Source organism: Mycolicibacterium setense (assembly GCF_000805385.1).
Taxonomy (GTDB): domain Bacteria; phylum Actinomycetota; class Actinomycetes; order Mycobacteriales; family Mycobacteriaceae; genus Mycobacterium; species Mycobacterium setense.
In genome coordinates this window covers 267,121-286,209 of sequence record NZ_JTJW01000005.1, presented here as the reverse complement: position 1 = coordinate 286,209, position 19,089 = coordinate 267,121, and the positions used below count along the sequence as shown (strand labels likewise).

Sequence of the window (19,089 nt, the reverse complement as noted above, 5' to 3'; positions counted from 1 at the left end):
AAAGTCAGCCCAGGACGTCAGCGATGGGGGCGCCTGCGGCGATCTTGCCGCGGGCCTTCATCACCTTGCCGGGCATGCCGCCGCCGACGACGCCGACCACGACACCGTCGCGCTCGTAGTAGGCCAGGAACTTGCGGCCGTCGTCCTCCACCACGTGCACGACATCGTCGGCCTCGGGCTCGCCAAGGCACTGGATCTTGACGTCGTACTGATCGCTCCAGAAGTACGGCACCGATACCACGGGTGAGGCGTCCTGGCCGAGCATCGCCGGCACCATGGCGCGCGCCTGATCGGCAACGTTGCTCCAATGCTCAACGCGCGCTTGGCCACCCACGTGATCGCGCCACGACGCGACATCGCCGATGGCCCACACGCCCGCAGCGCTGGAGCGGCCGACCTCGTCGCACACCACGCCGTTGTCGAGCTCGATGCCGCTGCCCTCGAGCCACTCGATCGCCGGGTGCGAGCCGATACCGACCACGACCAGATCGGCGTCGAGCTCGGTGCCGTCACCGAGCACCACCTGCTCGACCTTGTCGGCGCCGCGCACCTCGCTGACCCCGACACCGCAACGCACGTCGACACCTTCGGCCTGGTGCAGCCGGGTCACCAGGGCGCCGATCTTCTCCCCGAGAACCGAGGCCAGCGGGGTGGGCTGCGGCTCCACGAGTGTCACCTCGACGCCCAGCTTGCGCAGGCTCGCGGCCACCTCGCAGCCGATGAAGCCGGCACCGACGACCACGGCGCGCTGCGCCTGGCCGGCGTGCTCGCGCAGGGCCATGCTCTCGTCGTAGGACCGCAGCACGTGAATACCGGCCAGATCACCGAAAGACCGGATACGCCTCGGCACCAGCCCGGTGGCGATGACGAGCTCGTCGTAGGCCACCTCGCTGCCGTCGGCGAGCTTCAATGTCTTGGCGGAGGTGTCCACCGATCGCGCGGCAGAGCCGAGCCGCAGCGTGATGTCGTTCTCGGCGTAGAACTCGGCGGGCTTCAGCGTGACGTCGTCGGTCTCGGCGCGCAGCACTTCCTTGGACAGCGGCGGCCGGTCGTAGGGCAGATGATCCTCGTCGCTGACGATGGTGATGGGCCCGGCATACTCCGAACGGCGCAGCTGTTCGGCCGTCCGGGCTGCAGCCAAGCCGCCGCCGACGATGACGATTCCCGCCGCTGATCCCGTTGAAGTAGTCACGTGGGGTTTTTACACGATCGGGCTTGAGCGTTGTGCGCCACCCTACGTTTGCGCCAGGTCGATGATGCGCGTCACGACCGGCCCCGGTCGATGATGTTCGACAACACCACGATGCTCTCGCTGCGCTCGATACGAGCCGTTGAGCGGATGCGTTCCAGCGCTTCCTCAAGGTGGCGCATATCGCGGGCCAGCACGTGCAGGATGGCGTCGGCGGTGCCGGTGACCGTTGCCGCACTGACCACTTCGGGGATGTCGATCCAGGCCGCGCGCAACTGATCTGGCGCGATGGTGCCCTGACAGAACACCTGCACGTACGCCTCGGTGCTCCAGCCGAGCACATTGCGGTCGATCACCGTGGTGAATCCGCGGATCACTCCTTCGGCCACCATGCGGTCCACCCGGCGCTTGACCGCGGGTGCCGACAGATTCACCCGCTGCCCGATCTCGGCGAATGTCGCCCTGGCGTGCTCGGTGAGCTCGGCCAGAATCCGCTCGTCGGTCTCGTCCAGACGTTCCACATCAACCTCCGCGCAACAAACAATCGCCATCATACGATTGATGCAATATATCGCTGCATATCACGCAACAAGTAGCGATTGATTGCGCCACTGAACCTCAATATCGTCGATTCATGACGATTTCCGAGGAAGTCATGCCTGCCGCTGCGCCCGAAACCGCCGGATCACCCGCGCGGAGCGCGACCGCCCGCCGATACGCCATGACCGCCCCCGAGTACTTCACCGTCGAATACGCCATCAACCCGTGGATGGACACCTCGACCCGCGTGGACACCGCGCTCGCGCTGGACCAGTGGGACACGCTGCGCCGGGTGTACGCCGACCTCGGCCACACCGTCGAACTGGTGCCACCGCGCCACCGCCTGCCCGACATGGTCTACGCCGCCAACGGCGGCTTCCTGGTCGGGGACACCGCGGTGGTCGCCCGCTTCGCCTACCCGCAGCGCGCGGGCGAGGCCGACGCCTACGCCGAGTGGATGGCGGCAGCCGGCTACCGGCCGGTGCGCACAGAGCACGTCAACGAGGGGCAGGGCGATCTGCTGCTCGTCGGATCAATTGTGCTGGCGGGATACGGTTTTCGAACCGACCGACGCGCCCACGACGAGATCGCGGCGATCACCGGCCTCGACGTCACCAGCCTGGAACTCATCGACCCGCGCTTCTACCACCTCGACACCGCGCTGGCCGTGCTCGACGACGCGACGATCGCATACTATCCCCAGGCGTTCAGTGACGACGCCCGAAAACGCCTGACCGCACTGTTCAGCAGCGCCATCGAAGTCAGCTCGGCCGACGCCTACGTGCTCGGCCTCAACGTGGTCTCCGACGGCAGGAACGTCGTGATGCCCGCAGCCGCCACCGGATTCGCCTGCCAACTGCGCCGGGCCGGGTTCGAGCCGATCGGCGTCGACCTGTCCGAACTCCTCAAAGGCGGCGGATCCGTCAAATGCTGCACCCTGGAGCTGCATCCATGACCATGCTGGACAACGTGGACAGTCAGGCCACCTCGGATGCTGCGACCGCTTCGGCGATCGCACTCGACGATCGCCATGTCGCACACAACTACTCGCCGCTGCCTGTCGTCGCCGAAACCGCCGAGGGAGCCTGGATCACCGATGTGACCGGCCGTCGCTACCTCGACTGCCTGGCCGCCTATTCGGCAGTGAACTTCGGCCACCGCAATCCCGAGATCATCGCCGCCGCGCACGCCCAACTCGACCGGCTGACCCTGGTGAGCCGCGCCTTCCACTCCGACGCGCTCGGCCCGTTCGCCGAGGCATTGGCAGCATTGTGCGGCAAAGACATGGTGCTGCCGATGAACAGCGGCGCCGAGGCCGTCGAAAGCGGCATCAAGGTGGCCCGCAAATGGGCCACCGACGTCAAGGGCGTCCCTGCGGACAAGTCGAACATCATCGTGGCGCACAACAACTTCCACGGTCGCACCACCACCATCATCAGCTTTTCCGACGACGAAACCGCACGCCGCGGGTTCGGTCCCTACACGCCCGGATTCCGGGCGGTGCCCTTCGGCGACCATCGCGCGCTCGACGCAGCCATCGACGCGAACACGGCAGCGGTGCTGATCGAGCCCATCCAGGGTGAGGCCGGCATCATCGTCCCACCCGCTGACTACCTGCCCCGGGTCCGCGACATCTGCACCCGCTCCAACGTGCTGATGATCGCCGACGAGATCCAGTCCGGCCTGGCCCGCACCGGGCGCACCTTCGCGTGCGACCACTGGGATGTGGTTCCCGACATGTATCTGCTCGGCAAGGCCCTGGGTGGCGGCGTGGTACCGCTGTCCGCGGTGGTGGCAGACCGCGACGTGCTCGGTGTGCTGCACCCCGGCGAGCACGGCTCCACCTTCGGCGGTAACCCCCTGGCCGCAGCGATCGGCACCACCGTCGTCGGCATGCTGCGTCGTGGCGAATTCCAGCTCCGCTCAACTGAACTGGGAAACCATCTACACACGCGGCTGCGCGACTTGATCGGCCACGGGGTGACGGCCGTTCGGGGTATCGGCCTGTGGGCAGGTGTGGACATCGACCCTGCACTCGGCACCGGCAAGCAGTTCGGGCTGGCGCTGGCCGAACGCGGTGTGCTGGTGAAGGACACCCACGGCTCGACCCTGCGGTTCGCCCCGCCCCTGGTCGTAACCGCCGACGAGCTCGACTGGGCCGTCGACCAGTTCGCCGACGCCCTGCACGCAGCGCGCCGATAATCGGTTGACCGGCAGCCAAGGAGGCACGATGCCCGTCCCAGCCAACAACATGACCACCCAGATGTTGCGGCGAAGGCCGGTGCTCGGAGCCCCCGTGGCCCACGGCGCATCCGACCACCTCCGGCGAAGTATCGGCACATTCCAGCTGACCCTGTTCGGCGTCGGCGCCACGGTCGGCACCGGCATCTTCATCGTGTTGCAGCAGGCCGTCCCCAAGGCCGGCCCCGCAGTGCTGGTGTCGTTCGTGGTGGCGGGCATCGCCGCTGGGCTGTCGGCGATCTGCTACGCGGAAATGGCCGCAGCCGTGCCGGTTTCGGGCTCCACGTATTCCTACGCCTACACCACGATGGGCGAGTTCATCGCCATGGGCGTCGCGGCCTGCCTGCTCCTCGAATACGGCGTGTCCATGTCGGCGACCGCGGTCGGCTGGAGCGGGTACCTCAACCAACTGCTGGACAACCTGTTCGGCTGGCGCCTGCCACACGCGCTGTCCGCGGCGCCATGGGGTGCGGACCCCGGTCTGATCAACCTGCCCGCGACCGTGCTGATCGTCATGTGTGCGCTCCTGCTGATCCGCGGTGCCAGCGAGTCCGCGGCCGTCAACAGCGTGATGGTGATCCTCAAGCTGTGCGTGCTCGGCATGTTCGTGGCCATCGCGTTCACCGCATTCACCACCGATCACTTCGCCGGATTCTGGGACAAGGGATTCACCGGCATCACCGCGGCCGCCGGCACGATCTTCTTCACGTTCATCGGACTGGATGCGGTCTCCACCGCGGGCGACGAGGTGAAGAATCCGCAGAAGACCATGCCGCGGGCGATCCTCGGGGCACTCGTCGTCGTCACCAGCATCTACATCCTGGTCGCGTTCGCGGGTCTGGGCACCCAATCCGCCGACGAATTCGGTTCCGACGATCAGTCCGAGGCCGGACTGTCGGTGATGCTGACCAACATCCTGCACGGCCAGACATGGGCCAGCACCGTGCTCGCCGTGGGGGCGGTGATCTCGATCTTCTCCGTGACCCTGGTGGTGATGTACGGGCAGACCCGCATCCTGTTCGCGATGGGACGTGACGGCCTACTGCCATCGATGTTCGCAAAGGTCAACCCCCGCACCATGACCCCGGTGAAGAACACCATCGTCGTCGGAGCGGTCACCGGCACCCTGGCCGGGCTGGTTCCGCTGGACTACCTGTGGGATCTGGTGTCGATCGGCACCCTGGTGGCATTCATCGTGGTGTCCATCGGCGTCATCATCCTGCGGGTGCGGGAGCCGGACCTGCCGCGGGCCTTCAAGGTCCCCGGATATCCGGTGACACCGGTCCTTTCGGTGCTGGCCTGCCTGTTCGTGCTCTACGGTCTGCCGCCGATCACCTGGCTGTGGTTCAGCATCTGGGTCGCCCTCGCCCTGACGTTCTATCTGCTGTGGAGCCGGCATCACAGCGCACTCAACGACGGCGGCGACGGCTACATACCCGGTGCGGCAGCCGGTGAGGACGACGTGATGACCACCCACGGGACCGAGGAGACCCGATGACCGTCGTCGTCGGGTATCTGGCCGGCAAGGGCGGAGCATCGGCACTGCATCTCGCAGTCGGTGCGGCGCGCAGCCTGAACACTTCGCTGGCGGTGGCCACCGTCGTGCCGCGTCCGTGGCTGAACCCGTCCCCGGCCCGCGTCGACGCCGAATATGCCGAGTACGCCGCACAATTGGCGGCCTCCTCGGCCGAGCAGGCACGACAGCACATAGCCGCACTCGACGATCGTCTCGACGTCAGCTTCCACAAATTCGCGCACCGGTCGGTATCCGGCGGCCTGTTGGAAGCCGTCGTCGAACTCGACGCCGAGGTGCTCGTACTCGGCTCGGCCGCTGACGGCCAATTGGGCCAGGTGGTGGCCGGCTCGACCGCCGATCGGCTGCTGCACTCCTGTCCGGTCCCGCTGGCGATCAGCCCGCGCGGCTACCGTCGGCCCAAATCCGCCGGGCTGGCACGCATCACGTGCGCCTTCCCCGGATCCCCCGACACGGTTGCCGTAGTCCGGCAGGTGACCGACCTGAGCCGGCGACTGCACACACCCATGCGCGTGGTCACCTTTGCGGTTCGGGGACGCAACATGTATCCACCGACCGTCGGGTTGCACGCCGAGGACGCGATCCTGCAGGAGTGGGCGAAACAGGCTCAGCAGGCACTGATCCGGTTGAAAGACGACACCGTCGTCGGCGACGACGTGGACCTGCAGCTCGCCACCGGCAACGACTGGCGCGAGGCCCTCGATGGTATCGACTGGCTCGAGGGCGAGATCCTGGCGATCGGAACCACGCCCGGTGGCGCCGTCGCCCGGGTGTTCCTGGGCTCACACGGATCAAAGATCCTGCGGCACAGCCCGGTTCCGGTGCTCGTGCTCCCGGGCTAGTTCCGGGGAGAGATCAGTACTTGAGCACGCCGCGGTCGACGGCGATCTGGCTGCCCGACAGAGTCGCCGAACCGTCACCGGCCAGCCAGGCCACCACATCGGCAACTTCCTCGGGCGCCATGAACGCCGCGAGTCCCTCGTTTTTGCCGTCGGTCACCTTGTGATACGGCATCGGGGCGAAGCTGTGCAGGAAGCTCGGGAACTTGGAGAAGATCTCGGCCATCGCCTCCGGTTCGATCATCGGAGTGTCGATCGAGTACGGATGGATCGAGTTGACCCGTATGCCGTACTCGCCCACCTCAAGAGCCAGTGTGTTGGTCAGTGCCACCAGACCGTGTTTGGAGGCTGCGTAGTGACCGTTGCCGGGAGTGGCTTTCACACCGGCCGAGGAGCTGACGATGATGATCGACCCGCCGTTGCCCGCCTCGATCATCGCTGGCACCGCGGCCCGGATGGTCCGCCAGGTGCCGTTGAGGTTGACGTCGACGACGGTGTCGAACTGCTCGGGCGACAGCTCGAACAGGCGCCCCCAGCTGAGCACCCCGGCATTGGCCACCACGATGTCGAGGCGGCCGAACTGCTCGACGCCGTCGGCCACCACTTGCTGCTGGGCCGCCAGGTCACGGATGTCGACCTCGCGCGCGAGCACCTTGCGGCCCGCCGCCTCCACGGCGGCAACGGTCTCGGCGAGATCCTCCGCCGTCGCGGCCGGGTAGGTGATCGTGTCGCCGACCGGCCGGCACACATCGATCGCGATGATGTCGGCACCCTCGTTGGCCAACCGCACCGCGTGTGCGCGGCCCTGACCGCGTGCGGCGCCGGTGACGAATGCCACGCGGCCTTCCAGTGTTGCCTTACCTGCGGCCATGCCAGGGTCCTTTCAGTGAGCCTGGCCACAGGCTAACAGCAGAAGTAGAACGTGTTCCTGGACTCCTACCACTGAATGGGATCGCGGATGATCGGGCAGGTCATGCAGTGCCCGCCACCGCGTCCACGGCCCAGCTCGGCACCGACGATGGTGATCACCTCTACGCCGGCCTTGCGCAGCAGAGAGTTGGTGTGGGTGTTGCGGTCGTAGGCGAACACCACCCCCGGCTCGACCGCGACGAGATTGTTGCCGCTGTCCCACTGCTGGCGTTCCGAGTCGTAGGCAGTGCCGCCGGTCTCGACGACGCGAAGCTTGGGCAGACCCAACGCGGTCGCGACCACATCGATGAACGGTTCGGATTCCGGCACCACCTCGACCCCCGGCTCGGTATCGCTGGGCAGCAACGTGAACGCGACGATCCTGTTGACGATCTCCGGGTAGATGGTCACCACATCACGGTCGGCGAAGGTGAACACCGTGTCGAGGTGCATGGCCGACCGCAGCTTGGGCATGCCGGCGACGATCACCTTCTCCGCGGCACCGCCGGCGAACAATTCGGCGGCTGCCTGGGTGATGGCTTGGCGCGACGAGCGTTCGCTCATACCGATCAACACCACGCCGTTGCCGGGAATCAGCACATCGCCGCCCTCGAGAGTGGCTTGCCCCCAAGACTTTTCCGGGTCGCCCCACCACACCGTGGAACCCACGTAGTCCGGATGGAACTGATAGATCGCCTTCATCAGCAAGGTTTCGTCGTGCCGGGCCGGCCAGAACAACGGATTGAGCGTCAGCCCGCCGTAGATCCAGCAGGTGGTGTCGCGGGTGTAGAGCGTGTTGGGCAGCGGCGGCATCAGATACTCGTTGACGCCGGTGTCCTCGCGAGCCAGTGCCAGGTACCCGGAGCGGACCTCGGCAGGCAGATCCCGGGTGGACAGGCCGCCGATGAGAAATTCGGTGAGACGACGCTCCGGAAGAGAATCCAGGAATCCACGCGTGTCGTCGACCAGACCGATGCCCACCTCGTTGGCCACGATCTTGCGATCCAGCAGCCATGCCTTGGCTTCTGGGTTCTGGATCGTCTCGGTGAGCAGGTTGTGCAGTTCGACGACCTCGACCCCGCGGTCACGCATCTTGTCCATGAAGTCGAAGTGGTCGCGGCGCGCGTTCTGTACCCACAGCACATCGTCGAACAGCAGGTCGTCGCAGTTGGTCGGGGTGAGCCGCTCGTGAGCCAGCCCCGGTGAGCACACCAGAACCTTGCGCAGCGTTCCCACCTCGGAGTGCACGCCGTAGGTGCCGGACGGATTCGACATCAGCTTCCTTTCACCATGTGTGGCACTAGATCTGGATCTGACCGGTGACCAAACCGACGATTCCGGCCACCGCTCCGAGCAGGATGACCACGAACAACACCGCCTCCGGTGGCGAGAACACCCGCAGGCCGCGCTCGCGTCGGGCCATCACGTACAGCACGGCACCTGCGGCGTAGAGGATGCAGGACAGCAGGAGATGGTCGAATCCGGCTGCGTAGACCAGGAACAACGTGTAGAACGTGGCCAGCCCGGCCACGACACCGTCGCCGGTCAGCCGTTGGCCGTCGATGTACGTCTCCCGGGTCAGCACCAGCTTCAGTGCGTATCCGGCGGCCAGGAAGTAGGGAATCAGGGCCAGCGCCGCGGTGAGGTCCAGCATGAAATCCAGTGCCTCGGAGGTGAACAGCAGCAGGATGAGCAGCAGCTGCACCAGGCCACCGGCCATCACCAGAGCCGTCACCGGCGCGCCGTGGCTGTTGGTGCGGGCCAGAAAACGCGGCATGTCCTCGGATTTGGCCGGAATGTAGAGGATCTCGGCCGCCATCAGCGTCCAGGCCAGGTACGCCCCCAGTACCGAGAGCACCACACCGACCTTGATGAACACCGAACCCCATGGGCCGACGATCGATTCGAGCACCGCGGCCATCGACGGCTGGTTGACGTTGGCGAGTTCCGACTGCGGCAGCACACCGTAGGACACCAAGGTGACGAGAGCGAATACGGCGAGTACGGACAGGAATCCGATGACCGTCGCCCGGCCGACGTCTTCCCGCTTCTTCGCATAGCGCGAATACACGCTGGCGCCCTCGATGCCCATGAACACGAACACCGTGATGAGCATCGTGCCCTTGGCCTGTTCGAACACCGAGGCCGGCGCGCCGCCTTCGGCTTTCCAACCGCCCCAGAAGTTGTCGGCGAACACCCCGGCCTTGAATGCGACGAGCGCGATCACGATGAACGCCACGATGGGAACGACCTTGGCAACGGTGGCAATCCGATTGATCACCGCGGCTTCCTTGACGCCACGCAGGATCAAGAAGCAGAACAGCCACACCCCTACCGAGGAGATCAGCACCGCGAGCACGGTGCTGCCATCACCCAGTTGCGGGAACATCGCACTGGCCGTGGCCATGATGAGCACCCAGTACGACGTGTTGCCCGCACACGCCGATGCCCAGAAACCGAACGCCGAGTTGAATCCGACATAGTCACCGAATCCGGCCTTGGCGTAGGCGAAGATTCCGGCATCCAGGTCGGGTTTGCGAGTGGCCAAGCGCTGGAACACGAACGCCAGCATCAGCATTCCGGTTCCGGCGATGGTCCATGCGATGACCGCGCCCAGCACCCCGGACTCGGCGCCGAACCGACGCGGCAACAGGAAAACACCCGAGCCGATCATCGATCCGACCACCATCGCGGTCAGCGTCGGAAGGCTGACCTTCGCGCCTGCCGGTTCTGTCTTCGGTTCAGCCGTGGTCATATCACGTCTTTCGCGGTGCCGTTGACGGTGCAGTGACGATCGTGAATCCGCTGTAACCATAGATCACGCCGGTAGAAGGCTCATGAACTTGCACAAGGCAACTGGCAAACAATGCCAACCGGGTTGATCCGGAACGAGATCAGAGCTCGGCGATGATCTGCTGTCGTTTCGCCGTGTATTCGTCGTCGCTGATGGCGCCCGTCGCTCGCAGCGTTTCGAGTTCCTGAAGTCGTTGCGCGGTCGACGGCGCCGGAGGCGCTAGGAAGGACGCCGATGTAGCACCGGGCTCCGAAGTCACCGGTGACGGGGACGGCACCGCCTGCTGCGCGGCCGCACGCCGCACCACGGCCTGGACCTGTTCGCGGGCCGCGGGATTCGACCGCAGGTCGACCATGCTGTTGATGCCGATGCCGTGCGCCTTGAGGATCTGCAGGATCTCCATCAGCGGGCCGGATTGCCCTGTCAGGTCGTAGGTCTTGTTCTCCTCGGCGATGGTGAACGTCGCAGGCATCAGTCCGCTGACCAGACTGCTTCTCTCCCAATCGATCCGGTATTCGTTGGTGGCGGGGTCAACCACTGCGACCAACTTGCGGTTGGTGATCATCGGCAGCCGCGACACGGAGGCCAGCACGCGATCCTGACTGGCGAACGGCGCGATTCCAGGTCCCGAGATCTGCAGATCGAGCTTCACCAGCGGTTGCTCGTTGACGCGGGTGTTGGTCTCGTGAATACCGGTCACCTGGGCCAGGGCCAATACGCCGACCTGTTCCAGCTTCTCCTTGTGCGCCGCTGACTTCGCCCCGGCAGCGGTGAGCCCCAGCGCGATCATGACGTCGATGGCGGTGATCAACAGACCTACCCAGAACATCCACTTCATCATCGGATCGCCACCGCTGGCGAAGTAGATGACCAGGAAGATCGGACCGACGATGCCGCACAGCAGAACGAAGGCCTGTATGCGTACGTACCGCCAGAATGTGGACATCTCCGGGCTCCTGTCGTCGGTCGGGCGCCATCAGATTAGCGCCCGAGACCACCGGAGATCAGGAGTGAACGACGCCAACCGTGGAACCGTCCGTCGGCACCTGCTGCTGCATCGGCGACGGCCCCAGCATCCGGTACAGCGGCCAGGTCCACCGGTATCCACCGCTGCTCGACCGGGCGTAGCTGGTGTGCACGGCGATCGCGTTGGCGGTCACCTCTTCGGCGTCCTCGTCGTAGTCGCACACCGCGTCGCCGCGATCGCACACGCTGATCGTACGAGCGCCGACCGACACCGGCAGCACTGCCGGAGCGTGGGAGAGAATCGGCCAGTCCTGCGCGACGCCCTTGCCAGCTCCGGGCACGGCGGTCGCGGTGCCCAGATTGACGGTCGGGTCGGCGGGGAGCCGGTCTCCGTCGGCGACCAGCAGTGCGGCGGCCAGGTTCGGGCTGCCCGACAACGCGGCCAGGTTTCGGTGGACCACCATCGCGCCCTGCGAGTAGCCGGCCAGGACGACCTTGCTGGACGGGCACTGCTGGGTGAATGCCGCGTACTGGTTCCCGAGCGCGGCAACACCGGTGTCGACACTGCTCATGAAGCCGCCCCAGCCCAGCAGGTCACCGTCGGCGGGCACCGCCACGGCCGGATACGCAACGGCCTCGGCCGTCATCGTCCGGCCGTCCTGCTGCACCCACACGGACAGATCCCGCAGCGAGTTGTAGACCACCCGGCCCATGCCGGCGTCGACCGTCGGATCGTCCCGCTCACCCGAACCGGCGACGCCGATCCAGTGCAGGTCGGGGCACGCCGCGGCCTGTGCCGCGCCCGCCGCGAATCCGACCGCCGTGCCGGCCAAGACGGCTGCTGAAACCAGCGCCCATATCCGTCGTCTCATGTTCGTGCCCCCAACCCGTAACTGACCTATGCAAGAAAGATCGTCTCAGCTATCACAGGCGTTACACCCGACCTGCCACGACACGCCGACAAAACAAAAGCGGCGCTCACCCGAAGGTGAGCGCCGCTTCAGCAGTGCTAGATCAGACCAACAATTACTTGTTGATCACGTAGGCGAGCCTACTTGTTGATCTTGGTGACCCGGCCGGCGCCGACGGTACGGCCGCCCTCGCGGATCGCGAAGCGCAGGCCCTCGTCCATGGCGACGGGCTGGATCAGCTTGACGGAGATGTCGGTGTTGTCACCGGGCATCACCATCTCGGTGCCCTCGGGCAGGGTAACCACGCCGGTCACGTCCGTGGTACGGAAGTAGAACTGCGGGCGGTAGTTGTTGAAGAACGGCGTGTGGCGGCCGCCCTCGTCCTTGGACAGGATGTAGACGCTGCCCTCGAACTCGGTGTGCGGGGTGGTGGTGCCGGGCTTGACCACAACCTGGCCACGCTCGACGTCCTCGCGCTTGATGCCACGAACCAGCAGACCGACGTTGTCGCCGGCCTGGCCCTGGTCGAGCAGCTTGCGGAACATTTCCACACCGGTGACGGTGGTCTTGGTCGTGGTCGGGCGGATGCCGACGATCTCGACCTCTTCGTTGACGTTGATCACGCCACGCTCGACGCGACCGGTCACCACGGTGCCACGACCGGTGATGGTGAAGACGTCCTCGACGGGCATCAGGAACGGCTTGTCGGTCTCGCGAACCGGATCCGGGATCGACTCGTCGACCGCGTCCATCAGGTCCTCAACCGACTTGACCCACTTCGGGTCGCCCTCGAGCGCCTTCAGCGCGGAGACCCGGATAACCGGGGCGTCCTCGTCGAAGTCCTGAGCGGCCAGCAGTTCGCGGACCTCCATCTCGACGAGCTCGATGAGCTCCTCGTCGTCCACGGCGTCCGACTTGTTCAGCGCCACCAGGATGTAGGGCACACCCACCTGGCGGGCCAGCAGCACGTGCTCGCGGGTCTGCGGCATCGGGCCGTCGGTCGCGGCGACCACCAGGATCGCGCCGTCCATCTGGGCGGCACCGGTGATCATGTTCTTGATGTAGTCGGCGTGACCGGGGGCGTCCACGTGGGCGTAGTGGCGCTTCTCGGTCTGGTACTCCACATGGGAGATGTTGATCGTGATGCCGCGCTGACGCTCTTCAGGCGCATTGTCGATCTGGTCGAATGCGCGCGACTCGTTCAACTCGGGGTACTTGTCGTGCAGAACCTTGGTGATTGCTGCAGTAAGCGTGGTCTTGCCGTGGTCAACGTGACCGATGGTCCCGATGTTGACGTGCGGCTTCGTCCGCTCGAACTTCGCCTTCGCCACTGTGGTGTCCTCCTGGACTTGTTGGTGCTTTTCTTAAAGCAATTTCGATGTGTTCAGTTGTGTGCCGCGACAGTTGCCGCGACGAGCTTACTGACCCGTCGCCTTCGCGTGATCGATAGCTCGACTCCGGCTCAGCTCCGCGCCTCGGGCCTGGCGGCCCTCGATGCTCACTGACCCGTCGCCTTCGCGATGATCTCCTTCGCCACGTTCGCCGGTACTTCGGCGTACGAGTCGAACACCATGGAGTAGTTCGCCCGGCCCTGGGTCTTCGACCGAAGGTCGCCCACGTAGCCGAACATCTCCGACAGCGGCACCTGCGCCTTTACGACGCGCGCACCACTGCGCTCCTCCATGGCCTGGATCTGACCACGGCGGGAGTTCAAGTCGCCGATCACGTCACCCATGTAGTCCTCGGGAGTCGTGACCTCGACAGCCATGATGGGTTCGAGGATGACCGGCTGGGCCGCCTGGGCAGCCTTCTTCAGCACCTGCGAACCTGCCACCTTGAACGCCATTTCCGAGGAGTCGACCTCGTGGTAGGCGCCGTCGAGCAGCGTCACCTTCACGTTCACCAGCGGGTAGCCGGCGAGCACGCCGTACTGCATGGCATCCTGCGCACCGGCATCCACCGAAGGGATGTACTCGCGCGGGATGCGGCCACCGGTGACCTTGTTGTCGAACTCGTAGGTGGCACCGTCTTCGCCGACGAACGGCTCCAGATCGATGAGCACCTTCGCGAACTGGCCCGAGCCACCCGTCTGCTTCTTGTGGGTGAACTCGACCTTCTCCACCTTCCGGCGGATGGTCTCGCGGTAGGCCACCTGAGGCTTACCGACGTTGGCCTCGACCTTGAACTCGCGACGCATGCGGTCCACCAGGATGTCCAGGTGCAGCTCGCCCATACCGCCGATGACGGTCTGGCCGGTCTCCTGGTCCAGGTGCACCTTGAAGGTCGGGTCCTCTTCGGCGAGCTTCTGGATCGCGGTGCCCAGCTTCTCCTGGTCGCTCTTGGTCTTGGGCTCGATGGCCACCTCGATCACCGGATCGGGGAAGGTCATCGACTCAAGCACGACCTGGTTCTGCGGGTCGCACAGAGTATCGCCGGTGGTCGTATCCTTCAGACCGATCACGGCGTAGATGTGGCCGGCGGAAGCCGACTCGACCGGGTTCTCCTTGTTGGAGTGCATCTGGAACAGCTTGCCCAGCCGCTCCTTCTTGCCCTTGGTCGAGTTGATCACCTGCGCACCGGAGTCGACCTTGCCGGAGTACACCCGGACGTAGGTCAGCTTGCCGAAGAACGGGTGGGTGGCGACCTTGAAGGCCAGCCCGGCGAACGGCTCGTCGGCCGACGGCTTCCGGTAGACGATCTCGTCTTCCTTGCCCGGGACGTGGCCCTCTGCGGCCGCGACGTCCAGCGGGGTCGGCAGGTAATCGATGACGGCATCGAGCATGGGCTGAACGCCCTTGTTCTTGAACGCGGAACCGCACAACACCGGGTAGCCGGCGCTGGTCACGGTCAGCTTGCGCAGGCCGCCCTTGATCTCGTCGATCGTGAGCTCTTCGCCACCGAGGTACTTCTCCATGAGGTCGTCGTCGGTTTCGGCGATGGCCTCGATCATGGCGGTGCGGTATTCCTCGGCCTTCTCCTGAAGGTCGGCCGGGATGTCGACGATTTCGTACTTCTCGCCGAGCTTGGTCTCACCACGCCAGACCTTGGCCTTCATCTCGACCAGGTCGACGACGCCCTCGAAGTCACCTTCGGAGCCGATCGGCAACTGGATCGGAACGACGTTGGCGCCCAGACGGTCCTTCATGGTCTGCACCGAGAAGTAGAAGTCGGCGCCCAGCTTGTCCATCTTGTTGACGAAACAGATGCGCGGGACGTCGTACTTGTCGGCCTGCCGCCACACCTGCTCGGACTGCGGCTCGACACCCTCCTTGCCGTCGAAGACGGCAACAGCACCGTCGAGCACGCGCAGCGAGCGCTCGACCTCGACGGTGAAGTCGACGTGTCCCGGCGTGTCGATGATGTTGATCTGGTTGTCGTTCCAGAAGCAGGTGGTCGCAGCCGAGGTGATGGTGATACCCCGCTCCTGCTCCTGCTCCATCCAGTCCATCGTCGCGGCGCCGTCGTGCACCTCACCGATCTTGTACGAGATACCGGTGTAGAAAAGGATGCGCTCGGTAGTCGTCGTCTTACCGGCGTCGATGTGCGCCATGATGCCGATGTTGCGGACCTTGTTCAGGTCAGTCAGCACGTCCTGTGCCACGGAAGTCTTCCCAACTCTTTCGCTTGCTTGATTAGGTGTTCGATTGCGCGCCGGCCGGCACCCGTCGCTGGATGCCGGGGCGCAGGTATCACCAGCGGTAGTGCGCGAAAGCCCGGTTCGCTTCGGCCATCTTGTGAGTGTCCTCACGACGCTTCACAGCGGCACCCAGGCCGTTGCTGGCATCGAGGATCTCGTTGGCGAGGCGCTCGATCATGGTCTTCTCGCGACGAGCCTTGGAGAAGCTCACCAGCCAGCGCAGGGCCAGGGTGGTGGAGCGATCGGGGCGAACCTCGACCGGCACCTGGTAGGTGGCACCACCGACGCGGCGGCTGCGGACCTCGAGGGCGGGCTTGACGTTGTCGAGCGCGCGCTTGAGGGTGACGACCGGATCGGTGCCGGTCTTGTCGCGAGCCTGCTCCAGCGCACCGTAGACAATGCGCTCGGCCAGTGACTTCTTGCCGTCCAGCAGAACCTTGTTGACCAGCTGGGTAACCAGCTGCGACCCGTAGACCGGATCGTTGACCAACGGACGCTTCGGCGCGGGACCCTTGCGCGGCATCAGCTCTTCTCCTTCTTGGCGCCGTAGCGGCTACGGGCCTGCTTGCGGTTCTTGACACCCTGGGTGTCAAGCGACCCGCGGATGATCTTGTAACGAACGCCGGGGAGGTCCTTCACACGACCGCCGCGCACCAGCACCATCGAGTGCTCCTGCAGGTTGTGGCCCTCGCCGGGGATGTAGGCGGTGACCTCAACGCCGCTGGTCAGCTTCACGCGCGCGACCTTGCGAAGCGCCGAGTTCGGCTTCTTCGGAGTGGTGGTGTACACACGCGTGCACACACCGCGGCGCTGCGGGCTGCCCTTGAGAGCCGCCGTCTTCACCTTGGCGACCTTGTCGCGGCGACCCTTGCGGACCAGCTGGTTGATGGTTGGCATGTACCGGCTTTCTCTGTGTTGCTTTTGGTGCTCTTGCTGTTTCTAAGTCTCTGTACTGCAGTTATCCCCCGGACACTTACCCCGCGTCCGGGCGTGTCGCACGTGCTTACACCGATGAAATTTCGATGCGTGCTAGACATGCGAATTGGCCCGGCGTGCGGGCACGCTTGCGAATCACTCAGCAGCGTGCGCCTTCCGGCCAGGCACGATCTACCACGATACCAGGGCTGGCCGCGCCGAACCAAACCCGCTCACGACGACCTATTCCCAGGTCAGACGCTACGACTCCAGTTGCCCCATACCTGCGGCCAATCGTCGCAGCATATCGGTGAACACCGCATCGGTGTCGATGTCGTCCATCACACCCGTCATTTCGAGCAGGACGAAGCCGTGCAGAGCCGACCAGAACTGCAGTGCGGCGTAGAAGGCGTTCTCGCCTTCCAGCCCGTAGGAGGTGAGAACTTCGATGACGGGGCCGGCCGCCGCCTTGGTGGCCGCCGAGTACTCCGGATCGTCCCCGCCGAAGGGCATCCGGGTGAATGCCGAGTAGCGACCGGGATGGTGGTGGGCATAGCTGCGGTATGCGCTGGCCATGACCGCCACCGCGTCGTCACGGGTGCGCCCGGAACCCACCGTCTTGAGCATCTCGATGATGTCGTCGATCACGCGCATCCGCACCGTGCGCCGCAGATCGTCGAGGCTGTGTACGTGGTTGTAGAGGGACGGGCCCTTGGTGCCGAGCTGGCCGGCCAGCGCGTTGATGGTCAGGGCATCCCAGCCCTCGCGGTCCAGGAACGTCAGCGCTGCGTTCACGATGGCATCGCGGCTGAGCTTCGTGGTCCGCGCCGGCCGCGGCTGGGAACGTCTGGTTCCAGCCGCCTGTGCCTCCGGCCGAGCTGACATGTACGCACTGCCTTCGAGTCGATGTGATGACGCCGCCATCGGGGGTCGCCGTGAAACTGTAGCCCGTCAGACAGCGCAGATCAGTTCACCCGGCCTTGACTGAGCCTGGCGAGTTTCTCGGTGACCTGACACAGATCGGGCAGTGAGGCCGGGTTCATCGTCTGGATCGACCAGGTGATCACATCCTGGCCCTTGGCCACGTAGATACTGCAGACATTCGCGTCCGCTGCGCGGAAACCCTGATTGCCGTCGATGGACAGCTCGGTGAGGGTGCGTCCCGCCCGGGTCTCCAGCATCCTCTCGGTGTCCATGTCACTTCCCCGATACCACCACGTGGAGATGCCCATCCCGGCTCCGAAGGTCCCGAGGACGGTGTTCTCCTGCCAGAAGCAGCCGGTGTCGCTGACCACGGCCTTGGTGAACATCGACGATCCGACGGCATCCGCGATGTCAGCGTCGGTGATGCCGTTGCAGTCCGCGCCGTGAAAGCCGCCGCCCGGCCCGGCCGGCTCGGGGGCCGACGGTTCTTCCGCGGGCCCGCACGCCGTCAGCGCGACGCCGGCTGCGATGCCGGCCAGACACCTCATTGCGAGGTAGCGGTGCGCCACGGTCACAGTTCCGCTTGAAGCGTGGCCGACAGCAATTTCTTGGCGTCCTGGCACGGATCGCCCTTGCCGCCGGGCACGGCACTGCCCGCACCGCGCAGTTGCACCCACCAGCTGATCACGCCAGGGCCGGCGGCTGCGGTCGCCGAGCAGGCAGCGCCGGTCACGTCGCGGCGCGCGATGAATGCCTTGTGCCGCTCGACCACCACGTCGGTGATCTGTGCGCCCCTGCTGCCGGCCACCGCCCGCTCACGTTCCAACGAGCCCTTCTCGAACCAGGAGAAGATCACGTCGAGCATGGCGGGCGATCCGGCGGCGGGCTCCGGACCGGGCCGGGCGTTGCGCGACAGCACGTATTGGCAGACCGCGCCGCTGTACGGACGCACCACGTGGTCGGCCGCCATGATCTCCTGCACCGTGCTGTCGACGAGCAGTCCGCAACGGTCATCGACGTACCCGAAGCTGCGATCGGGGTCTGTGGTGTCGGCCGACGCACGTTCGGCAGCTCCGTCGATGGTGTGCGAACACCCCGCGACGGTCACCACTGCTGTGACTGCCACGGCAGCAGTCTGAACAACACACCGACGCATTGCTGAACACGGTACCCAGCAGTGACACCGCACGCGACCTGTCGGCGAACGCCCGTCAAACTGGTCAACACTTACCGCCGCGCGGAGAGCGCCACGTACTCTTCTCGCAGCAGATCGGAAGGGGAACTCACCGTGAATTGGACAGCTGTGGGCCGGAGGATGTTTGTCGGGCTCGCCGCCGGCACGCTCGCGTTGCCGCTGGCGCTCACCGTCGGTGCACCCGGCGCGGCAGCCAAGAACGGTGACACCCACATCACCGGGCAAGGCATCGAACAAACCTTGGATTGCAACAACTCCACCCTGATCGTCAACGGAACCGGAAACCGGGTCAACGCGTTGGGTACCTGCTGGGCCGTGACCGTGCAGGGGTCGTCCAACGTCATCATCGCCGACAACGTGATCAACGACGTCACCGTGTACGGCTACGACCAGACCGTGTTCTTCAAGAACGGCGAACCGGCACTCATCGACCGCGGCCGTGAACTGGGGATGACCAACCAGATCAGCCGCGTCCCCGCCTGATCAAGTCTGATC

At 65.4% G+C, this 19,089-nt stretch carries 19 protein-coding genes; 5 read left to right on the top strand and 14 right to left on the bottom strand.

Translation table 11 applies throughout. The annotated features are described in order from the left end of the window. Positions 1-4: 4 nt before the first annotated feature. Together QQ25_RS07585 and QQ25_RS07580 are read right to left on the bottom strand one after the other, a co-directional pair. Positions 5-1,192, bottom strand: a complete 1,188-nt coding sequence (locus tag QQ25_RS07585) for an FAD-dependent oxidoreductase (protein WP_039378121.1) — start codon at positions 1,190-1,192, stop codon at positions 5-7. A gap of 71 nt (positions 1,193-1,263) precedes the next feature. After that, positions 1,264-1,710 (bottom strand): Rv2324 family transcriptional regulator, encoded by a 447-nt coding sequence (locus tag QQ25_RS07580; RefSeq protein WP_039315453.1) that lies wholly within the window; start codon positions 1,708-1,710, stop codon positions 1,264-1,266. A 113-nt stretch (positions 1,711-1,823) separates the two neighbouring features. Between QQ25_RS07580 and ddaH the strand changes: the two genes are divergently transcribed. Genes ddaH through QQ25_RS07560 form a run of 4 tightly spaced genes read left to right on the top strand, consistent with a single transcriptional unit; the run spans position 1,824 to position 6,346 of the window. Beyond that, the gene (gene ddaH, locus QQ25_RS07575) at positions 1,824-2,684 is read left to right on the top strand and encodes a dimethylargininase (RefSeq protein WP_039378120.1); all 861 of its coding nucleotides are present in this window, start codon (positions 1,824-1,826) and stop codon (positions 2,682-2,684) included. Beyond that, positions 2,681-3,931, top strand: a complete 1,251-nt coding sequence (rocD, locus tag QQ25_RS07570; RefSeq protein ID WP_039378119.1) for an ornithine--oxo-acid transaminase — start codon at positions 2,681-2,683, stop codon at positions 3,929-3,931. The genes ddaH and rocD overlap by 4 nt, the downstream gene beginning before the upstream one ends. 28 nt (positions 3,932-3,959) lie before the next feature. Next, positions 3,960-5,468, top strand: a complete 1,509-nt coding sequence (locus QQ25_RS07565; RefSeq protein WP_039378118.1) for an amino acid permease — start codon at positions 3,960-3,962, stop codon at positions 5,466-5,468. Then, entirely contained in the window at positions 5,465-6,346 is an 882-nt protein-coding gene (locus tag QQ25_RS07560) for a universal stress protein (protein WP_039378117.1), read from the top strand. The genes QQ25_RS07565 and QQ25_RS07560 overlap by 4 nt, the downstream gene beginning before the upstream one ends. 13 nt (positions 6,347-6,359) lie before the next feature. Here the strand turns inward: QQ25_RS07560 and QQ25_RS07555 are convergent, their stop codons facing one another. The 12 genes from QQ25_RS07555 to QQ25_RS07500 all read right to left on the bottom strand — a co-directional run bounded on the left by QQ25_RS07555 (position 6,360) and on the right by QQ25_RS07500 (position 18,555). Then, a complete protein-coding gene (locus QQ25_RS07555) occupies positions 6,360-7,214 on the bottom strand; it encodes a mycofactocin-coupled SDR family oxidoreductase (protein ID WP_039315437.1) in 855 nt (284 codons plus the stop codon). A 65-nt stretch (positions 7,215-7,279) separates the two neighbouring features. Continuing rightward, positions 7,280-8,527, bottom strand: a complete 1,248-nt coding sequence (locus QQ25_RS07550) for an arginine deiminase (protein WP_039315435.1) — start codon at positions 8,525-8,527, stop codon at positions 7,280-7,282. Positions 8,528-8,552: 25 nt separating this feature from the next. Next, the gene (locus QQ25_RS07545) at positions 8,553-10,007 is read right to left on the bottom strand and encodes a basic amino acid/polyamine antiporter (protein WP_039378116.1); all 1,455 of its coding nucleotides are present in this window, start codon (positions 10,005-10,007) and stop codon (positions 8,553-8,555) included. Between the two features lie 139 nt (positions 10,008-10,146). Continuing rightward, the gene (locus QQ25_RS07540; protein WP_039315429.1) at positions 10,147-10,992 is read right to left on the bottom strand and encodes an SHOCT domain-containing protein; all 846 of its coding nucleotides are present in this window, start codon (positions 10,990-10,992) and stop codon (positions 10,147-10,149) included. Positions 10,993-11,050: 58 nt separating this feature from the next. Further along, positions 11,051-11,884, bottom strand: coding sequence for a cutinase family protein (locus tag QQ25_RS07535; RefSeq protein ID WP_052235700.1), 834 nt, complete (start codon positions 11,882-11,884; stop codon positions 11,051-11,053). 179 nt (positions 11,885-12,063) lie between these two features. After that, complete coding sequence (gene tuf, locus QQ25_RS07530) at positions 12,064-13,254, bottom strand: elongation factor Tu (protein ID WP_029106828.1); 1,191 nt, start codon at positions 13,252-13,254, stop codon at positions 12,064-12,066. Between the two features lie 167 nt (positions 13,255-13,421). Next, complete coding sequence (gene fusA / locus QQ25_RS07525) at positions 13,422-15,524, bottom strand: elongation factor G (protein WP_039315426.1); 2,103 nt, start codon at positions 15,522-15,524, stop codon at positions 13,422-13,424. A gap of 88 nt (positions 15,525-15,612) precedes the next feature. Beyond that, complete coding sequence (rpsG, locus tag QQ25_RS07520) at positions 15,613-16,083, bottom strand: 30S ribosomal protein S7 (RefSeq protein ID WP_003881868.1); 471 nt, start codon at positions 16,081-16,083, stop codon at positions 15,613-15,615. Beyond that, complete coding sequence (gene rpsL, locus QQ25_RS07515; protein WP_003881867.1) at positions 16,083-16,457, bottom strand: 30S ribosomal protein S12; 375 nt, start codon at positions 16,455-16,457, stop codon at positions 16,083-16,085. Before rpsL ends, rpsG begins: the two co-directional genes overlap by 1 nt. Positions 16,458-16,736: 279 nt before the next feature. After that, positions 16,737-17,360, bottom strand: a complete 624-nt coding sequence (locus tag QQ25_RS07510; RefSeq protein ID WP_039378115.1) for a TetR/AcrR family transcriptional regulator — start codon at positions 17,358-17,360, stop codon at positions 16,737-16,739. 80 nt (positions 17,361-17,440) lie between these two features. Then, positions 17,441-17,947 carry a DUF3558 domain-containing protein gene (locus tag QQ25_RS07505; RefSeq protein WP_039378590.1) on the bottom strand — a complete coding sequence of 169 codons (507 nt, stop codon included), beginning with the start codon at positions 17,945-17,947 and terminating at the stop codon, positions 17,441-17,443. Positions 17,948-17,970: 23 nt separating this feature from the next. Next, the gene (locus QQ25_RS07500; RefSeq protein ID WP_039378114.1) at positions 17,971-18,555 is read right to left on the bottom strand and encodes a DUF3558 domain-containing protein; all 585 of its coding nucleotides are present in this window, start codon (positions 18,553-18,555) and stop codon (positions 17,971-17,973) included. Positions 18,556-18,687: 132 nt separating this feature from the next. On the opposite strand from QQ25_RS07500, the gene QQ25_RS07495 reads away from it, so the two are divergent. After that, entirely contained in the window at positions 18,688-19,077 is a 390-nt protein-coding gene (locus tag QQ25_RS07495; RefSeq protein ID WP_407661790.1) for a DUF3060 domain-containing protein, read from the top strand. Positions 19,078-19,089 lie beyond the last annotated feature (12 nt).